The organism is Trichococcus flocculiformis (assembly GCF_900113645.1).
Taxonomy (GTDB): domain Bacteria; phylum Bacillota; class Bacilli; order Lactobacillales; family Aerococcaceae; genus Trichococcus; species Trichococcus flocculiformis.
This window is the reverse complement of record NZ_FOQC01000040.1, coordinates 1-17,292: the sequence shown is the minus strand read 5'-3', so window position 1 is coordinate 17,292 and position 17,292 is coordinate 1. Positions and strand designations below refer to the sequence as shown.

Annotated in this window: 14 protein-coding genes; 4 read left to right on the top strand and 10 right to left on the bottom strand. The window is 50.0% G+C overall.

Going from position 1 to position 17,292, the window contains the following annotated elements; genetic code table 11:
- Positions 1 to 98: 98 nt before the first annotated feature.
- Entirely contained in the window at positions 99 to 2,120 is a 2,022-nt protein-coding gene (locus tag BMZ71_RS11285) for an ABC transporter ATP-binding protein/permease (protein ID WP_086990360.1), read from the bottom strand.
- Positions 2,121 to 2,225: 105 nt separating this feature from the next.
- A complete protein-coding gene (locus tag BMZ71_RS11280) occupies positions 2,226 to 2,882 on the bottom strand; it encodes a TetR/AcrR family transcriptional regulator (protein WP_086990358.1) in 657 nt (218 codons plus the stop codon).
- 158 nt (positions 2,883 to 3,040) lie between these two features.
- Here BMZ71_RS11280 and BMZ71_RS11275 point away from each other — a divergent pair, with 158 nt between their 5' ends.
- The 4 genes from BMZ71_RS11275 (at position 3,041) to BMZ71_RS11260 (ending at position 8,613) form a co-directional block, all read left to right on the top strand.
- Positions 3,041 to 4,024, top strand: a complete 984-nt coding sequence (locus BMZ71_RS11275) for a lactate/malate family dehydrogenase (protein ID WP_086990355.1) — start codon at positions 3,041 to 3,043, stop codon at positions 4,022 to 4,024.
- Between the two features lie 237 nt (positions 4,025 to 4,261).
- Positions 4,262 to 6,070: a DUF4153 domain-containing protein gene (locus BMZ71_RS11270; protein ID WP_086990352.1), complete on the top strand. Its 1,809-nt coding sequence runs from the start codon at positions 4,262 to 4,264 to the stop codon at positions 6,068 to 6,070.
- 299 nt (positions 6,071 to 6,369) lie between these two features.
- Positions 6,370 to 7,596 (top strand): MalY/PatB family protein, encoded by a 1,227-nt coding sequence (locus tag BMZ71_RS11265; protein ID WP_218142814.1) that lies wholly within the window; start codon positions 6,370 to 6,372, stop codon positions 7,594 to 7,596.
- A gap of 126 nt (positions 7,597 to 7,722) precedes the next feature.
- A complete protein-coding gene (locus BMZ71_RS11260; RefSeq protein ID WP_177187599.1) occupies positions 7,723 to 8,613 on the top strand; it encodes a DMT family transporter in 891 nt (296 codons plus the stop codon).
- Positions 8,614 to 8,982: 369 nt separating this feature from the next.
- On the opposite strand, the gene BMZ71_RS11255 is transcribed toward BMZ71_RS11260, so the two are convergent.
- The 8 genes from BMZ71_RS11255 to BMZ71_RS11220 form a co-directional block, all read right to left on the bottom strand.
- The gene (locus BMZ71_RS11255; RefSeq protein ID WP_086990346.1) at positions 8,983 to 9,837 is read right to left on the bottom strand and encodes a MurR/RpiR family transcriptional regulator; all 855 of its coding nucleotides are present in this window, start codon (positions 9,835 to 9,837) and stop codon (positions 8,983 to 8,985) included.
- A gap of 11 nt (positions 9,838 to 9,848) precedes the next feature.
- Positions 9,849 to 10,772, bottom strand: coding sequence for an exonuclease domain-containing protein (locus BMZ71_RS11250; protein WP_177187598.1), 924 nt, complete (start codon positions 10,770 to 10,772; stop codon positions 9,849 to 9,851).
- Between the two features lie 49 nt (positions 10,773 to 10,821).
- Positions 10,822 to 11,112, bottom strand: a complete 291-nt coding sequence (locus BMZ71_RS11245) for a hypothetical protein (protein ID WP_086990341.1) — start codon at positions 11,110 to 11,112, stop codon at positions 10,822 to 10,824.
- A gap of 384 nt (positions 11,113 to 11,496) precedes the next feature.
- Positions 11,497 to 12,207, bottom strand: a complete 711-nt coding sequence (locus tag BMZ71_RS11240) for a Crp/Fnr family transcriptional regulator (protein WP_086990338.1) — start codon at positions 12,205 to 12,207, stop codon at positions 11,497 to 11,499.
- Between the two features lie 240 nt (positions 12,208 to 12,447).
- A complete protein-coding gene (locus tag BMZ71_RS11235; protein WP_086990335.1) occupies positions 12,448 to 14,358 on the bottom strand; it encodes a heavy metal translocating P-type ATPase in 1,911 nt (636 codons plus the stop codon).
- Between the two features lie 350 nt (positions 14,359 to 14,708).
- The gene (locus tag BMZ71_RS11230; protein WP_086990332.1) at positions 14,709 to 16,103 is read right to left on the bottom strand and encodes an L-cystine transporter; all 1,395 of its coding nucleotides are present in this window, start codon (positions 16,101 to 16,103) and stop codon (positions 14,709 to 14,711) included.
- A 556-nt stretch (positions 16,104 to 16,659) separates the two neighbouring features.
- A complete protein-coding gene (locus BMZ71_RS11225) occupies positions 16,660 to 16,881 on the bottom strand; it encodes a heavy-metal-associated domain-containing protein (protein ID WP_086990329.1) in 222 nt (73 codons plus the stop codon).
- 85 nt (positions 16,882 to 16,966) lie between these two features.
- On the bottom strand, positions 16,967 to 17,292 hold a 326-nt coding region (locus BMZ71_RS11220), incomplete at its 5' end, for an alanine:cation symporter family protein (RefSeq protein WP_143071429.1).

The following is a 17,292-nucleotide window of genomic DNA, read 5'->3' as shown; positions in this document are numbered from 1 at the left end:
CCGCCTAAGCTGAAATACCCACCTCGACCAAAACCGGGTCGCGGTGGGTATTTCCTCTTAGTGCTCGATTTCTAAACGGGATTCATCGTATCCTGCTCTTAATCGTGTCTTAGGGCTTCTACTGGGTCTAGGCGGGCTGCTTTTTGGGCTGGCATCAGGCCGGCTACCATGCTGATGATCACGCTGGTGACGATGCCGAACACCGCAAATGCCGGTGTCATATTCAGGATGGCAGTATCAAACAGGTTCTCCACAACAATATTTCCGACGACGGTGATGAGGTAGGCGATACCAACACCCAGAATGCCACTGAACAGACCGATCAGGAAGGACTCAGAAACGAAGATGCGGCGGATATCTTTCTTGCGGCCACCGATTGCTTTGATGACACCGATTTCTTGTGTCCGTTCCACTACGCTGATGTAGAGTACCGTCAAAATCATGATGGCGGACACGAACAAGGAGATACCGGCAACCCCGGAAAGGATGTAAGTGAAGATATCCAGCATTTGGGTGAACGTGGAAGCCAGTGCATCCGCAGATGAACCACGGTAACCTAGGGCGGCCACTTCATCTTTGATGGCTTGGGTATTTTCCGGATCATCAGATACCAAGTAGACAACGTTCGGTTCTACTTCCAGATTGTTTTCCGCAGTCAAGGTTTCGAATGATTCCGCCGACATATAAACAGATTCGAACGCTCCGATGGCTTGGCCGGCTGAATAGATGCCGCTGATGACATAATTTTTTTCCAACGATTCACCGTCTATGGTAACATCCACGGTGACTTCTTTGCCGATGGCTTCTTCCGCAGTGCCAGCCAGCTGGTTGGCGACACCTTCTGTGATCAGGATTTCGCCTTCTTCAGGGAAAGCCCCATAGAGGATGTTGGAATCGGTCATGCCGGAGGTTGTCCCGAAGTTCATGAAGGCATACTTTTCTCCTTCATAGATGACGTTGTCGCTGCCGATCGTAAGCGAAGAGTAGGCCAGATTGACTTCTGCCACATGCGGGATGTTCCGCAATTCCTCCAGGTTCTCTTCTCCGAACGGATTGGATTGCGTCACCCCGGCAGGCGGACCCGATGGCGCGGATCCGGCAGGGATTTCTGCTCCGGCAGGAGTCCTGATCATCATGGATGAATCGGCGTTCTCGCTATTGTTGGTTTCGATGACGATTGGCATCCGCACTTCACTGACGAGCGGATTGACGTTTGCGTTCATCGTTTCGGTCAGATAATCATTGACGCCTTCGCCCAAGGACAGCATCACGATGATGCTCATGATGCCGATGCTGCCGCCAAGCGCGATCAGGATGTTTCGGGCCAACTTTTCCTTCATATTAAGAAGGGCCAAACGGATTGCTGCAAAAAACGTGAGATTTTTGCTTTTACTTTTCTGCTGCAGTTCAAATGCATTGTCGTGCAAGGCGATCTCGCCTTGATGAATATCCCCGATGATTTTTCCGTCATCAATTGTGACGACGCGCGTGGAGCGGGCCGCTACTTTCTCCGAGTGGGTGACCATGATGACCAACTTACCGGTTTTGGCGATGTCTTGGATGATGTCCAGCACCTGATCAGTCGTTTGTGAGTCCAAAGCTCCGGTAGGTTCATCGGCAATGATGATGTCCGGGTCGTTGACCAACGCACGGGCGATGGCCACACGTTGCTTTTGTCCACCGGATAACTGGCTGGGTTTCTTTTTGTATTGGTCGTCAAGGCCAAGTTGCTTCAGGACTTCTCTCGCCCTTGCGACCCGCGTTTTTTTATCGACGTTCGAAAGCGTCATCGCCAACGTGACGTTATCCAGCACGCTGAGGTGGGAAACAAGATTGAAACTCTGGAAAACGAAGCCGATCTTCTCTTTGTGGTAATTCACGAAATCTTTTTCCTTGAACGTACTCATGTTTTGGCCGTCAATGGTTATTTCGCCTGAGAACTGGCTGTCGAGACCGCCCAACAGATTCATCAAGGTTGATTTACCGCTGCCGGATTCACCGACGATTGAGACCAATTCGCCTTTGTCCAAGGAAAGGTTGACGTCCTTAAGTGCCTGGAAATCTTCCGAGCCGCTGATAGGGTAATACTTATTCAGATTTTTTAGTTCGACAAAAGCCATAGTTAGGGGATGCCTCCTTATTATTTTGAAAGAAATGCCGATGAGTGAGTATTTACTCACCGTACGATTAGTCAAGTATAGCGATTCTGTAAAGGGCTGTCAATGCTATTGCTTATCGGGGCTGAGGCCTTTGACGATCTGTTGGGTCAAATAAGTGATTTCGGCTTCTTTGTCGCGTTTTGTATCCGTGAAAAGGACGTAATGGGTCAGGTGATTACCGAACAGGATGCTCATGATAAATTGCCAAATGACGGGATTCGGCCAATCGACGATCTCATTTTTCTCTTTATAGCCGTCGAGGATCGCATAGATGCCTTCAATTAAGTCCTTTGGAATCATGGTGATGAATTCTTGGCAGCGCTGTTTGTCGTACATCATTTCGGTAAGAAAAATTTTACCGGATTGAAAATGCTCTTCCGGCATCATAACATCCTTGCGCACGATGAATGCCACGAACCGCTCGAACGGCGCGTTCTCTGCAGAACTGCGGAACTGTTGCACTTGAGCGAGCGCTTCCGTAGAGATGATGTCGCGCAGAATCGGGAAAATCGTAGCGTAAAGTAAGTTTTCCTTCGTCCCGAAGTGTTTGTAGATGGTTCCCTCAGCAACATTGGCGGCTTTGGCGATGTCCTTTGTGCTGGTGTTGGAAAATCCTTTCGTCGAGAATAGTACCACGCAAGCATCCAGAATATCCTGCATCTTGGGCGACAAGCCCTCTTTACTACGAATTTTTTGTTTTAAAGCTTCCAGAAACTTTTCCATTTAACGTATGCTCCTCTTGGTGATGTTGCTTCCATAGTACTCGGACGGACGGATTATTGCAAGCCGGCGCCGTGGCCCGTCCATCTTCGCGAAATACATGTGATAAATCGCCGAAAAGATGCTAAGATGAAAGTATGATGAGAACTGGAGGGGAAAAGATGCACAAAAATAAACTTGTTGTGGTGGGTGTGGGGCATGTAGGTTCCTATGTGTTGGCGGATGCGATGAAATTGAGGTTATTTGCGGAAATCGCGACAATCGATATTCTGAAGGATGTTGCCCATGGGGAAGCCTTGGATCAGGCGCATGCGACCGCGTTGACCTATATGTCCAATGTGGACGTACACGCCGGGGATTACGCCGATTGCGTGGATGCGGACGTCATCATCATCGCTGCCGGGCCGAGTGTCCTGAAGGATGAAAACGATCCGAATGCCATCCCGGATCGCGCTTCTTTGACCGAAAAAAATGCTGCGGTCATCCGTGAAGTGATGACTGAAATCGTAAAATATACAAAAGAAGCCATCATCATTCTGATCACAAATCCATTGGACACGGTTACTTATATCGCGGCCAGCGAATTCGACTATCCGGAAGGCCGGATTTTCGGGACCGGCACGATGCTGGACTCGGCCCGTCTGCGCAAAGTGATTTCCCAACAGTACGGTGTCGATCCTAAGAGCGTGACCGGCTATATGATGGGCGAACACGGCTTCACAGCCTTCCCGGTGGTGAGTCGGTTGGCTATAAACGGGATTCGCTATGAGGAGTTCGGAACTTATTTCCCGGAAGTCGAGACGTTGGAACCAGAAGCGATCGGAGCGGCGGTCGTGAAGTCAGCCTACGATGTCTTGAACGGGAAAGGTTGGACGAATGCCGGGGTTGCGCAATCCGCCATCACCTTGGCGCAAGCGGTCCTGTTGGATGAAAAGAGCGTCCATCCCGTCTGTACGATTCTGCGCGGACAGTATGGTCATGATGGCGATGTGGCTTTGAGCATGCCTTGCCTGATCGGCCGCAACGGCGTGGAAAAACAATTCGGGGTTGCTTTGAATGAGCGGGAAACAGCCAAACTCAACGCTTCCATCGATTATATCCAATTGGCGATGAAGGATGCGAAGACGGGACCGTTCAAACAATAAGAATGAGGAGCTGGCTAGCGCAGAGGTAGTTGTATTTTGGTGCGCGCCCTTAAAGGCACCGCAAAATTTGACAAAGGTGCGTCTGGATATCCATAATTAAGATAAGCAAACTGTACGATTTCATCGGGAATACATTTAGAAATAATGCGGGTGCAAAGGATAGGAGCTGGAAGGGGGAAGGTTTCGGAAAAAGAGAATGCTATCCGATCATCCGAATGCCTGAAGGGAGTGGCAAAAATGAAATTCAAAGACGCATTGTGGAAAGCCTACAAAGGAATGGGGCGTTCCATCAGTCGTTATCCACTGACCGTGCTCTTTTTGATCGCGGTCGCAGTCTTGAACAGCTTCATGATCGAAAACCCGCGCGAGGATTATGCCCGCTATCTGTTCACTTTTTTGGTGGGAGCCATGCTGAGCATCGTCGGCCAAATGGTTTATGAACGTTTCTTTACGCAATTGAATGCCCGCTATCTGCTGATGGGCGGGGCTGTATTACTTACGATCGGCTATTACTTCGCGGTCGGACCGCAGACGCAGTACAATATCGCCATAAGTGTAAAAACGGGTGTGGCACTGTTCGCTCTCATGATTGCTTTTATTTGGATACCATCGATCAAAAGTGTGAAGGTGCCTTTCCACCGGAGTTTTTTGTCGGCTATGAAAGCTTTCTTTACTACCGTACTTTTTTCAGCAGTGTTGACAGGCGGAATCAGCGCCATTTTCTATGCCACTGATTACCTGCTCTTCAACATCGATTTCAAGATTCTCTCGCATCTTATGAATATCGTCGCTTCCTTGTTTGCGCCGATCTATTTCTTGTCGATGACGCCGCTGTATCCGGGCAAGCGCGAAGAATTGATACCGGATGAGGCATGGGCGAAGCGTGGAGAAACGCTGGATCGCCAATTTATGGTTCCGCGCTTCCTGGAAATCCTGATTTCCTACATCATCATCCCTTTGACTGCCATCTATACGTTGATTCTCGTGGTTTACGTTGTTCGGAACATCGGAGGGGAATTCTGGACAGACAATCTCATGGAGCCGCTGCTTGTTTCCTATGCGATCATCGTCATCATCGTCTATATCCTTGCCTGCAATCTCGAGAATAAATTTGCCGACCTGTTCCGCAAGGTTTTTCCTAAAATCCTGATTCCGATCGTCGTCTTTCAGACCATCGCTTCCTTCCTGAAAATCAGGGAGATGGGCGTCACGCATGGCCGCTATTATGTCATCCTGTTCGGCATCTTCGCGACGATAGCAGGAGTTATCTTCAGTTTCATGAAACCGAAACATAACGGTTTGATCGCCATCGCTTTGCTTGTGTTGTCGGCCATTTCCATCATTCCGCCGATCGATGCCTTTACCGTCAGCAAGAACAACCAGATCGGCTTTTTGGAACGGAAACTATTGGAAAATGATATGTTGGTGGATAACGCCATCGTTCCGAAAAGTGACGTTTCCATCGGCGATAAGATTGTTATCACAAAGGTCGCGTCCTACATCGACAACATGGGCTACAATAAAGAGGTGGCCTACCTGCCGAGCGACTTCAATGTCTACAGTGATTTCAGCGATACCTACGGATTTGACATGACCTATTCCGAAACGGAGTACCCGCAAGGCGAAGGCGAGTTCGTCTACCTGAATTGGGATGCCAATCCCGTCGTTGGAATCACAGGCTTTGATATTATGCTTCACCAGTATCTTTACTACTCCGAAGTCGAAACAAGCCCAGTTGAAACTACCGATTTTGAAGCGAATGGCCAACAATACCAATTGGAAAAGAGACTGGATGACGAGTACTATATTCTGACTTTGAAGGATGCGGCCGGACAGGAACTGATCGCCTACAATACCCGGGAAGTGTACGATACCATTTTCGAGCAGTCTGCAACGTCAGGCTTCGATAAAGGGAATCTGACAATCGAGGATGCGACGGTTATCACCGAAAATGACCGCATCAGAATGAATATTCTGGTCAATTCCTTGGAACGCACACCGAATTTCGTCGGTGGAGATCTTTACCTCTTCATTGAATTCAAGTAAGCCTTTCAGAAAGAATGCTTTAGAAGTCCCGGTTGCGCACAGGCGGCGTAACCGGGACTTGTTTTTTGTGCCAAAGGGCATGTAAGGAATAGTGACGCCGGGAAATCGCTGTTATTTAGGGTTTTGGGGTTGGGTTTTAATCGCATGTAAGGTTTTGTGACCAATTTTGTTATGAAAAATTCGACAAGAGCCGGAAATCCCGTTATAGTTAGTGTCAAAATTGAATTGCACCCCAAAGTGAGGTGCTGAACCGACTTTCGTGTGACTAAATCTCACACAAAGAGGAAAGGAGAGATAGTATGGTGTACGGGATGGAGATTGAAGGAAACAAAAAAATATATGATTTCGAATCGGTCATCAGCAGAAAAGACAAAGGGTCCGTGAAATGGCAACAGATGTATCAATGGATGCCGGATGTAGCCGATGATGTGGTGCCTCTTACGGTGGCGGACATGGAATTCAAGACTGCGCCGGAAATCACCAAAGGCTTACAGGAATATCTGGAAGACAGCATATTGGGGTACAGCGTGCCCACTGAAGGGTATTACCAAGCAGTTATCGATTGGCAACGACGCCGGCACAATTTTGAGGTGGAGAAGGACTGGATTCTGACCAGTCCGGGCGTCGTCTCTGCCTTTTATGCAGCGGTCAGGGCCTATACCCAACCGGGAGAGGGAGTCATCATCATGACACCGGTCTATTATCCTTTCTTTGGGGCCATCGAAAACGCGGGACGGAAAATCATCAGGAATCCGCTCTTGAATCGCGCGGACGACTATACGATCGACTTTAAAGGGCTTGAGCACCTCTGCCGCAAGAAGGAGAACAAGCTGATCATCTTCTGCAGCCCGCATAATCCGGTCGGAAGAGTCTGGACGGAAGAAGAGCTTGCCCGTTTAGCGGATATCGTGCTGCGCTATGACATGATCATCGTCGCGGATGAAATCCATCACGACCTGATCATGCCCGGCTACGAACATAAAGTTTTCCAGACACTTTCCCATGCGGTGGCGGAAAGGACAATCACCTGCACTTCGCCTTCCAAGACTTTCAATCTGGCTGGGCTGTGCACTTCCAACATCATCATCAAAAATGAGGCTTTGCGTAAGAAAATGTCCGATGCGCTCGGAAGTGTCGCCTGTGGTATGGTCGGGACACTAGGATTGGAAGGCTGCCGGGTCGCTTACAATGAAGCTGAACAGTGGCTCGACCATCTGATTCCGGTCATCGATAGGAACCAGCATCTGGTGCGCGACTTCTTTGCTGCAAATTTCCCTAAAATAACCGCGCCCTTGGTTGAAGGGACTTATCTGCAATGGGTGAATTTCAAAGCACTGGGATTAGCGCCTGAAGAGCTAGAAAGGTTCATGCGCGAGGAAGCCCAGTTCTTTACCGATGAAGGCTACATCTTCGGGGAAGAAGGCGAAGGCTATGAACGCATCAATCTGGCGGCGCCGACCAAAGTGATCGAAGACACGCTCGATCGGCTGGGAGAAGCGTTGTACAGCATTTATGATAAAAAGTAGATAATATATGACGGACCGCAGTGGGTTATGCGTTCCGTATTTTTTTGAACCAGACCTGTCCCGGCCGGCAAACTCTGTGATATGATGGATGTACTATTTTCATCAATCAAGGGAAGGTGTGGGGTTGTGTCGAAAGGAAAAGGGAAAGTGATGCTGTCGATGCTGATATTCGGGACAATCAGCATCTTCGTTAAGAATATCGATTTGGCGTCCAATCAGGTTGCCTTCTTCAGGGGAGCGTTGGGGAGTCTGTTCCTCTGGGGGACATTGATGGTGCGCAAGGAAAAGATCCCTTTGGCGTTGGTCAGGAAAAATGCCAAGTTCCTGTTGCTTTCGGGTTTTGCTGTCGGCATGAACTGGATTTTGCTGTTTGAAGCTTTCCGGTACACGACGGTATCGAATGCGACGTTGAGCTATTATTTCCAGCCGATTTTCATGACGCTGTTGGCGCCGTTCGTTTTCAAGGAATCCTTGACCGCGAAAAAGATCGCGTGCGTCCTTTTGGCGATGCTGGGGATGTTCCTGATTATCGGCGTGAGCCCGAATGCGGGGAATTATAATCATCCGGTCGGGATCGGCTTCGGTTTGGCTGCAGCATTTTTCTATGCGGTGGCCATTATGTCCAACAAAAAAATTGTAGGTCTTGGCGGGATCCCGCTGACTGCTTTGACGCTCGTCATCGCAACAGGAATCCTGACTCCTTATGTCGCTCTGACTTCCGTTTTCGGATTAGGACAATTGACTGGCGGCTCCATCACCAGTCTGCTGGTTTTGGGAATCATCCACACGGGAATTGCCTATGTGCTTATGTTTGCAGGCGCCCAAGCTGTCGAGAGCCAGACATTCGCTGTCCTCAGTTATGTCGATCCGGTGACGGCGATTGTGGTTTCGGCCGTATTCCTGAAAGAAGACTTATCACCCGTGCAATTGGCGGGAGGCGTGCTGATACTGGCTGCGGCCTTCCTGAACGAATTTCTGGGCAACCGGGACAAACAGATAGCCCTCAGCAAAGAATAGCGAAAAAGAAAAACGGAAACGAGGCAGCCTCGTTTCCGTTTTTTGCCGAAGAACCACAAAAACCCGGACAGATCTGTCCGGGTTTCGCAGAGAAGGACGCCTCATTGCGTATGGCAGTATGCAGATAAGGCCTTTCTTCTCAATGATGGAGTCATTTTTTTCCGACGCTTACTGACTGAGCGATCTCACGTCGGGAGGATTTCATTAAGAAATGAAAGGCCCTCTTTTATGGATGCACTCAGTATAAGCCATAACTATTTACGAAAAAAGATGCCGAGCCCCGAATGAAAGAAATTTCTCAGAACTTGCATCCATACGGTTTGAACACTGAGAGGATTCTTTCAGAAGACCTTGTTGACTTAGTGAATCTCACCAGGTGATTCGACTGATTTTTTTGTAATAATCCATTTTCATTGCGACATTGTGATCGTAGTCGAGTTTGAAATAGCTGGTGTAGAGGCAATCCAGCAAGAACAGTAATGAAAGTCTGGTCGAAAACGAAGAGATCTTATTGTAATGGCTTTCATTTGAACTCATGTACAGGTGGTGCGTGGCAGCACCCGCGAAAGGGATCGCATCGGTGGATGTGATCAACAGAATGGGTGATCGGTTATTCTTCAAGATTTTCACGATTTCGGGAATGACCGTCCCCCGTCCGCCGTATGAAACAACAATCGACAGGTGCGAGGGATCACTGGCTGCCGCTGTCAGACGCTGATGATATTCTTCGATCGGGACATTGACGAATCTGCCGATTTCCTGCATCTGAAACTTGAAGTTCTCGGCGAAAAACAGATTGCCGGCAGAGGTATACAGGTCGATGGATGGCACCTTTTTCATCAAGGAAGCCGCCTGCCGCAGCTGCTCCAGATCGAGATTGTTGAGCGAGGACACAACCGTCTGTTCGTAGAGTTCCTGCATCGTCCGCGTAATCTGATATTGGGTTTCGTTGGGGTGGATCGGATAGTTGAAATCCAGCGTTTTCCGTTCTTTCAGATAGTCTCCGACCGAGGCCGAAACCAGAATCTTCAATTCGGAAAGTCCGGCCAAATCCATCTTTTTGCATAAGCGGTAAATCGTTGCGTTCGAAATAAAACTGGCTTCGCTGATTTCCGCTGAAGTCATTTTCACAAAAGCCTCGGGATTTTCTTTTATATAGGAAACCAAAATTTTCTCATTTTCGGTCAGGCTCAATAAATTGTCCATTTTGCTGAAGATATTCATCTGTCTTCACCTCATTCCTTCAGAAAGTTGCGCAGGAAATCCGATTCCGAAAGCATCGTCAAATTGTGGCCGCTGCCTTGCAGCTCGCGGACTGCCTGGATTTTGCGGCTCTCGCTCGGTGTGCCGATCTTGCGCCAATCGCTGTCGGCGACGACCAAATAAAGGGTCTCGTAACTTAGCTTGGCATCGAAATGGCCGCCGACGTCGACGACGAGCTGGGCCAAATCGTTGCGCTTCAGTTTTTGGAAGCGGCCGGTAAAGCAGACGTGCTTGTCGTAAAAGACGTGTTCCCTATCGAACAGCAGACTCTTCGGCTTCAGTGGTGCCGCCGTTTTTGTTCGTCTGGCAGGGGAACTTTTGCTGCCTTTCGCGACGCCGAAGCTATGCGAGAACAATTTGCCCATCCGGTATTGGTATTCGTCCAGAAATCCTTGGATGTCGTAGTCGTATTGCGCCAGCATTTTGCTGGTGATCAGCCCGCAGGCGACCGCATCCTCCACGGCATTATGGTGGTTATCGATCGTCATGCCGAAGTAGTCCAACACGGTCGGCAAGCGGTTATTGTGCAGATCCAGCATACGCTGCGCCATCTTGCAGGAACAGAAAAACTCATTCTGCATCTTCGGCAGTTTGTAGGTTTCAATCGTTTGTTGCAGACAGCTCATATCGAATTGGGCAAAGTGGGCCACCAGCGGATCGGTTCCGATGAAGGAACGGATGTCTGGGTATAGGCCGGCAAAGTCGGGTTCACGAGCGACCATGGCCTCGGTGATGCCGTGGATTTGGATATTCCCGCGGCTGAAATATTGGCGCGGATTGATGAGCGCATAGTAGCGGTCGACTTCCTTACCGTCGGAAAAGCGGCTCAATCCGATGGAACAGACGCTGTCACCACGGCTGTTTGCAGTTTCAAAGTCAATGGCGACATAATCCATGTGCATACATACTCCTTTTTGGTTGTTTTTTGAATAATGAATAGATGGCCTATTGCTGCTGCAAAGCCATGATCTGTTGGTAATAAGGGATCATGCTGCCCAAAGCGGCACCGATGATGAAGAACAATAGCATGCGGATCAGCAGGTAGGCCCAGCTTTCCGAGTAGTCGCGCTCCGGATTCTTGTTCGAGCGGCGGAAGAGGATGAACATACCGATCCCCGCAATCCAGCCGATGCCCGACAAAAGCGCCTGCGAAGTCGCCGGATTCAGATAGCCGATCACGAAGCCGACAACCGTGGCAAAGACCAACAAAAGCCGCTGCTTCATTTTTTCTGTCATCAAAATTTCCCCCTTTTTCGTAAACTGTCCAGTGATTCAAGCCTGCCCCTCGGAAATTAGATAAATCGTACCTATTGCGCTCTACGATGCTCAGTCGGTACGATTTCCGATTTCCTAAATTTCTTTCGAGGCAGATCGGGCTTGTCTCACTTTTCTAGCCTATTCTACCACAAAGCGCGCTTCCGGAATACGGTTGTGATCCGGCAAAAAGTGAGCGGATTGTATGTCTGTCGGGTGAACCGCTCGCTGCGCGACGCAAACAACCGAGAGATCCCACAACTGTCAGGTAATCGCAATGCGTAGCTATCCCAATACCCGACAGCTGACTATTCATGCGTCTGCAAATCAAAAAACCGTCCCATTAAGAGACGGTCGTGAGCGATTTTAGAGAAACAATAAGCCATCGAGATCGAGGATGACGATTTCGCGGTGGTTCAGTTGTTTGATGAGGTGATGATCTTCCAATGAGCCCATCTTCCTGCTGATCGTTTCCGGTGTCGTCCCGAGGTAGGAAGCGAGATCCTTCTTCGACATCGGCAAAGTGATGGTGTCGCCGTCTTTCTTGGCCAGTTCGGCAAGGTAGAGGGCCAAGCGGGCTTCGACTTTTTCGGTCGACACGTAGGTCGTCTGCCGTTCCGACTTTTCGAGACGGTTGGAGAATTCCTGCAGCAATTTCAGCGAAATGGCCGGGTATTTCAACAAAAAGTGCTGTAGATCGTTCCTTTTCATCCGGCAAACTTGGGTCTCCTTCACCGCTTCGGCATAGGCTTCGTGCTTCGATTCGCTGAAGAGGGCCAACTCACCAGTGAAATCGCCAGGATTGAGGAAACGCACGAGCTGCTCTTTTCCGGACTCGGCCAGCCGGTAAATGCGGATCAGGCCGGAATGGAGGATATAGAGTGTATCCGACGTATCACCGGGGCGGTAGAGCAGTTCGCCTTTTTTGTAGGTCGCCGGATGCGTGACGGACATGATTTCGTCCATCTGGTCCGGCTCCAAGTGATTGAAGATCGGCACCAGCGAAATGCAGGATTTGTGCGAGTTGCAGGCGCAGTCTCCGCCGCAATTGTGCGCCGGTTTATGGGTTTCGTTCATAGGGAAAATCCTCCGTTTCGGAATGGGACAGGCAGTCTTGGTTGCTTAAATTGTACCGCAAACCGTAGGCTGCATGCGAATTTTATCTTGGATGTGAGCTTTTTATAACGACTGATGGCTAGCTTCACGGGTTAGCCCTTCGGAAAGGATAAAGGAACCCCTTGTCTCTACGAGCCAAGGATACTATTCGACTAACCTGCTGACGCAGGAAGTCTCTCAGCATATTGCGCTCTACGATGCTCAGTCGGCACGATTTCCTAAATTTCTCTCATGACTGAACGAACCCGTTCCGCTTTTCTTCCGGTTGAAGCCGATTAAACGCATAGCGTTCAGGATGACGGCCAGGATGCTGGCTTCATGAATGAACATACCGCTGGCGAGATGGACGGAACCCATCAGCACGCCCGCCAAAAGGAAGAACACGACTCCAACCGCAATGGCGATGTTCTGTTTCATGTTGCGCATGGTCGCCTTTGAGAGCGAATAAGCATGGGAAAACTGCATCAGTTTGTCGGCCATCAGCACAACATCGGCTGTCTCCATCGAGATGTCGGTCCCGCCTTCGCCCATGGCCAAGCCGATGTCGGCTGTCGCGATGGCCGGTGCATCGTTGATGCCGTCACCGGCCATCGCTACGACAGCGCCATCTGCCTGCAGTTGTTTGACGAAACGCACTTTATCCTCCGGCAACAGCTCGGCATGGAAGGCGTCCAATCCCAATTGTTCGGCGACCGCTTGGGCGGTGTGGCGGTTGTCCCCCGTCAGCATAATGATCTGTTTGATGCCGTTGCGGCGCATTTCGGCCAAAGCCTGCGGTGCGTCCTCGCGGATCTGATCAGCAATGGAGAAGAGCCCGGCGAGCGTGCCGTCAATGGCCACGAAAACGACGGTATTGCCGGTTTTTTCGCGTGCAATCGCGTAGCTTTCTGCTGCTTCATTTATCAAGATTCCGGACTGGGCCATCAGTTTGCGGTTGCCGGCGACGAGACGTTGACCTTCAACTGTCGCTTTCAATCCGTGGCCTTTGATGACTTCCGCATCTTTCGGCGCAACAGATGTTTCCAGCCCTTGTTGATGTGCGTATTTCACGATTGTTTGTCCGAGATGGTGTTCGGAAATGCGCTCCGCCGAAGCCGTCAGCTGCAGCAGTTCGCTGCGATCGGCGCTACTGAGGACATGGATATCGGTCACTTCCGGTTTGCCTTTCGTCAGCGTGCCGGTCTTGTCGAAAACGAGCGTATCGACTTTGGAAAAGCGATCCATGACCTCGCCACCTTTCACGAGTACGCCATATTTGGCGCCGTTGCCGATGCCGGCCACGTTCGATACCGGAGCACCGATCACAAGCGCACCCGGGCAGGCGATCACAAGGAAAGTGATGGCAAGATGCAGGTCGCGCGTCCAAACGTAAACGATGACGGAGAGCACCACAATCGCCGGCGTGTAGAAGTTGGCGAAGGCATCTAGGAAACGTTCGGCCTTGGATTTGGATTCCTGCGCCTCTTCGACCAATTCAATAATTTTTGCGAAAGTTGTGTCATCGCCGACCTTTTCCGCGATCATTTCAATGAAGCCATCGTCCACCAATGTACCCGAAAAGACTTTGTCATCCAAGGATTTATTGGCCGGGATCGCTTCTCCCGTCACAGCGGCTTCGTTGATGGCCGCCTGACCCTTCACGATGATGCCGTCAACCGGAATTTTGCCGCCGGGCTTGATGAACAGCCGATCCCCGACAGCCACTTCCTCGACCGGCACAACGACTTGATCGGTGCCATGCAGGACGATCGCTTCCTGGGGCGCCATGTCGATCAACGACCGCAGAGAAGAGCGGGTCTTTTCCAAGGTGCGTGCTTCCAGGAAGTCACCGAACAGAAACAGGAAGGTGACGACGGAAGACTCCGTATATTCGCGGATGAACAGCGCACCGATGACGGCAATCGTCACCAGCAGCTCGATGCTGAAAGCCTTCATCCGCAACGCCAGATAGGCTTTGTACATGATCGGAACCACCGCGATGAGCGTCGCGAGGATAAGCGCGAAGTCAGCAGCAGTGGTATATCCGAGGGTTTTCAAAGCAAAACCGATGACGATTAGGAAGCCTGATAGTGCGGTAATGCGGTTTTTGTATTTATTTATCCATTTGATCATTTTAATGACCTCCTCTGGTATTTTCCTATAGCCTAATCATACGCCATCAGGCAGGAAAGCGACTTGATGGGGGTCAAGCTTTGGATGCGCAATTTCGCTCAGCAGAATCTCAACCGTTTTCCTCCGGCGAACGGAGGCTACGCCGGAGTACGGCTTACATTTAAGTCTTGTGCTCCGACGAGAACCTGCACGCAGGAGAAGAGCCCGCACATTACCGCTGTTCTCCTGCGTGGGAAGCCTCACCGGAGGAGCGCAGCGACTTCACCGCTCAATGGTATCCGAATACAAAAAAAGCTGCCCGCAAATTGCAGGCAGCCGAGTCCTTCGTCAGGACAGATATAAATAGAAGACTAAATCGCATCCCCATCGACAACAGCAGCTTCATCATTCAGGATGGAAGAATCGAATTCTCCGATGTTGCGGGAAGAAACGACGCCAGCCAGCATGCTGTCGTTCACGTTCGTCAACGTGCGCATCATGTCGATGACTGGCTCAACCGAGATGACCAGTCCGGCGATTGTGACAGGCAAGTTCATGGCGCCCAGAACGATCAAAGCGGCGAAAGTAGCACCGCCGCCGACACCGGCAACCCCGAAGGAACTGATCGTAACGACCAAGATCAATGTCAATACAAAACCGATGCTGGTGACGTCGATGCCCAAAGTTGGAGCCACGATGGTCGCCAACATGGCAGGATAGACGCCCGCGCAACCGTTCTGGCCGATGGACAAGCCGAAGCTGGCGGCGAAGTTGGCGGAAGCATCATCGACGCCCAAAGCTTTCGTTTGTGTTTCAACGTTCAACGGCAGTGCGCCGGCGCTGGAACGAGCAGTGAAGGCGAAGCTCAAAACTGGGAAAGCTTTTTTGAAGTAGGTAATCGGATTGACGCCGACTCCAGCCAAAATCAAGCTGTGCACCAGCAGGACGACCAGTAACGCGGCATAGGAAGCGACCACGAACAGTCCTAAGTTGACGATGGCTTGGTAACTGGATGTCGCCATCATTTTGGTCATCAAGGCCAAGATTCCGTATGGAGTCAGGCGTAGGACCAGGGTAACGATGCGCATTACGATTGAATGGATGACTTGCAGTCCTTTATTGAACAGAGCAGCATTTTCAGGCTGTTTTTTCTTGATGCCCATATAAGCGATCCCGACAAAAGCGGAAAAGACTACGACGGCAATTGTACTTGTGCTACGCAGACCGGCCAGATCCTGGAAGATGTTGGTCGGGATGAAGCTGAGCACTTGACCAGGGATCGTCAAATCAGCGACTTGCGTCTGCTGGGTAGTCAAGGCTTCGATCCTTGCGGTTTCAGCGGAACCTTGCGTGAATTGTGCGCCGTCAAGATTGAAGAGGATGACGGATGCCCATCCGATCAGGGCAGCGATGGCGGTTGTGCCCAGCAAAGTGCCGAGCACGGATCCGCTGATTTTGCCCAGATTTTTGGTTTCTTCGATGCGGGTAAAAGCGCCCACGATCGACACAAAAATCAACGGCATGATCAGCATCTGCAGGAAGCGGACGTAACCGTTACCGACGATATTGATCCAGTCGATGGCAGTCAGTGTGATTGTGCTGTCCGGTGCAAAAAGCAACTGGATGGCGGCCCCGAAGACGATCCCCAAAGCTAACGCGATGAAAACGCGTTTGGAGAACTTGATGTGTTTGGCGCCCAAACGATAAAGTGCGAAAAGCAGTGCCACAAATACGGCTAGAATAATGACAATGGAAATGATGTCCATTTGAATTCCTCCTTTGATTTATCTATCCGAGAACGTAAAAAAGCTCTCGTCCCTATACTCCAAATGCTTGGAATACAGGGACGAAAGCTCTTCGTGATCCACCCTTGTTCGCACGACCCTCGCGGATTGTGCCTTATGAAGTACGCAAAACCAGCCATACTTCTGTACGGTATCGGGTACAAACCGAAATGACACTAACGCATCATCTTGCTCCGAGACGCATTTTCGCTTTCCAGACCATGCCTCTTCTCACCGACTGAGGCTCTCTTTGATGACCGTGAAAGGTACTTCTTCTCTTCAACGCACAACTTATTCTCATTTGTGTTTTCATGATAGCATGCTTATTTTTCGAAAGCAACTGATATCCCTCGGTTCAGGAATAATTGAATTTGCGCGAGTGAGGGGCGCGGAAAAGATGAATAACTCTGCGGAATCCATGTTTATGCCCCCGAATCCGGACGGAAAGACGGATAATCATCAGGAATCCATCTTTCAGGAAACCATCGAAAACAAAAAATAGGAGCCGCCTCGAAATTGAGGCGACCCCTAAAATGATTTAGGATTCTTTGACTGATTGGACTTCGTAGCCCAATTTTTGGATTGTTTCGCTGATGGCGTTCCCTGAAGTCTTGTTGCCGTCGAATGCGGCTTTGACTTTGCTGGAGTTGAACAGCACTTTGACGGTTTCGACGCCCTCGATTTTGCTGACGGCGGCTTCGATTTTCTTGATGCAGGATGGGCAAGTGACGGGTCCCAATTGGATAACGGCTTGGCTCATGATTCATTCCTCCTATGTGTCTGTTATGACTATAGTATAAGCGGAATAAGCCGGAAAGGACTTGACCGGCATCAAGTATTCGAAATCATTTTACGTCGTAGTCGTAGAAGATGCGACCTTCCAATTTGCAGCGGTCGTAATCTTCCAAGACAGCTTTGACTTGATTGGACAAGAAGAAGAGACCGAACAAGTTGGGGATGACCATCAAGGCATTGAAGGTGTCGGCAAGCATCCAAACGATATCGACTTCCTGCAAGGCGCCCAGGAATATGAAGATTGCCACCAGAATCTGATAAGGCAGAACACCTTTCGTTCCCGGGAGTTTGACACTTACGAATCGAAAAAGCATCCGGAAAGCCCGATAGGGCTTATTTTTTTTGTCAAATTTATCGGTTATATTTTGCGTGACTT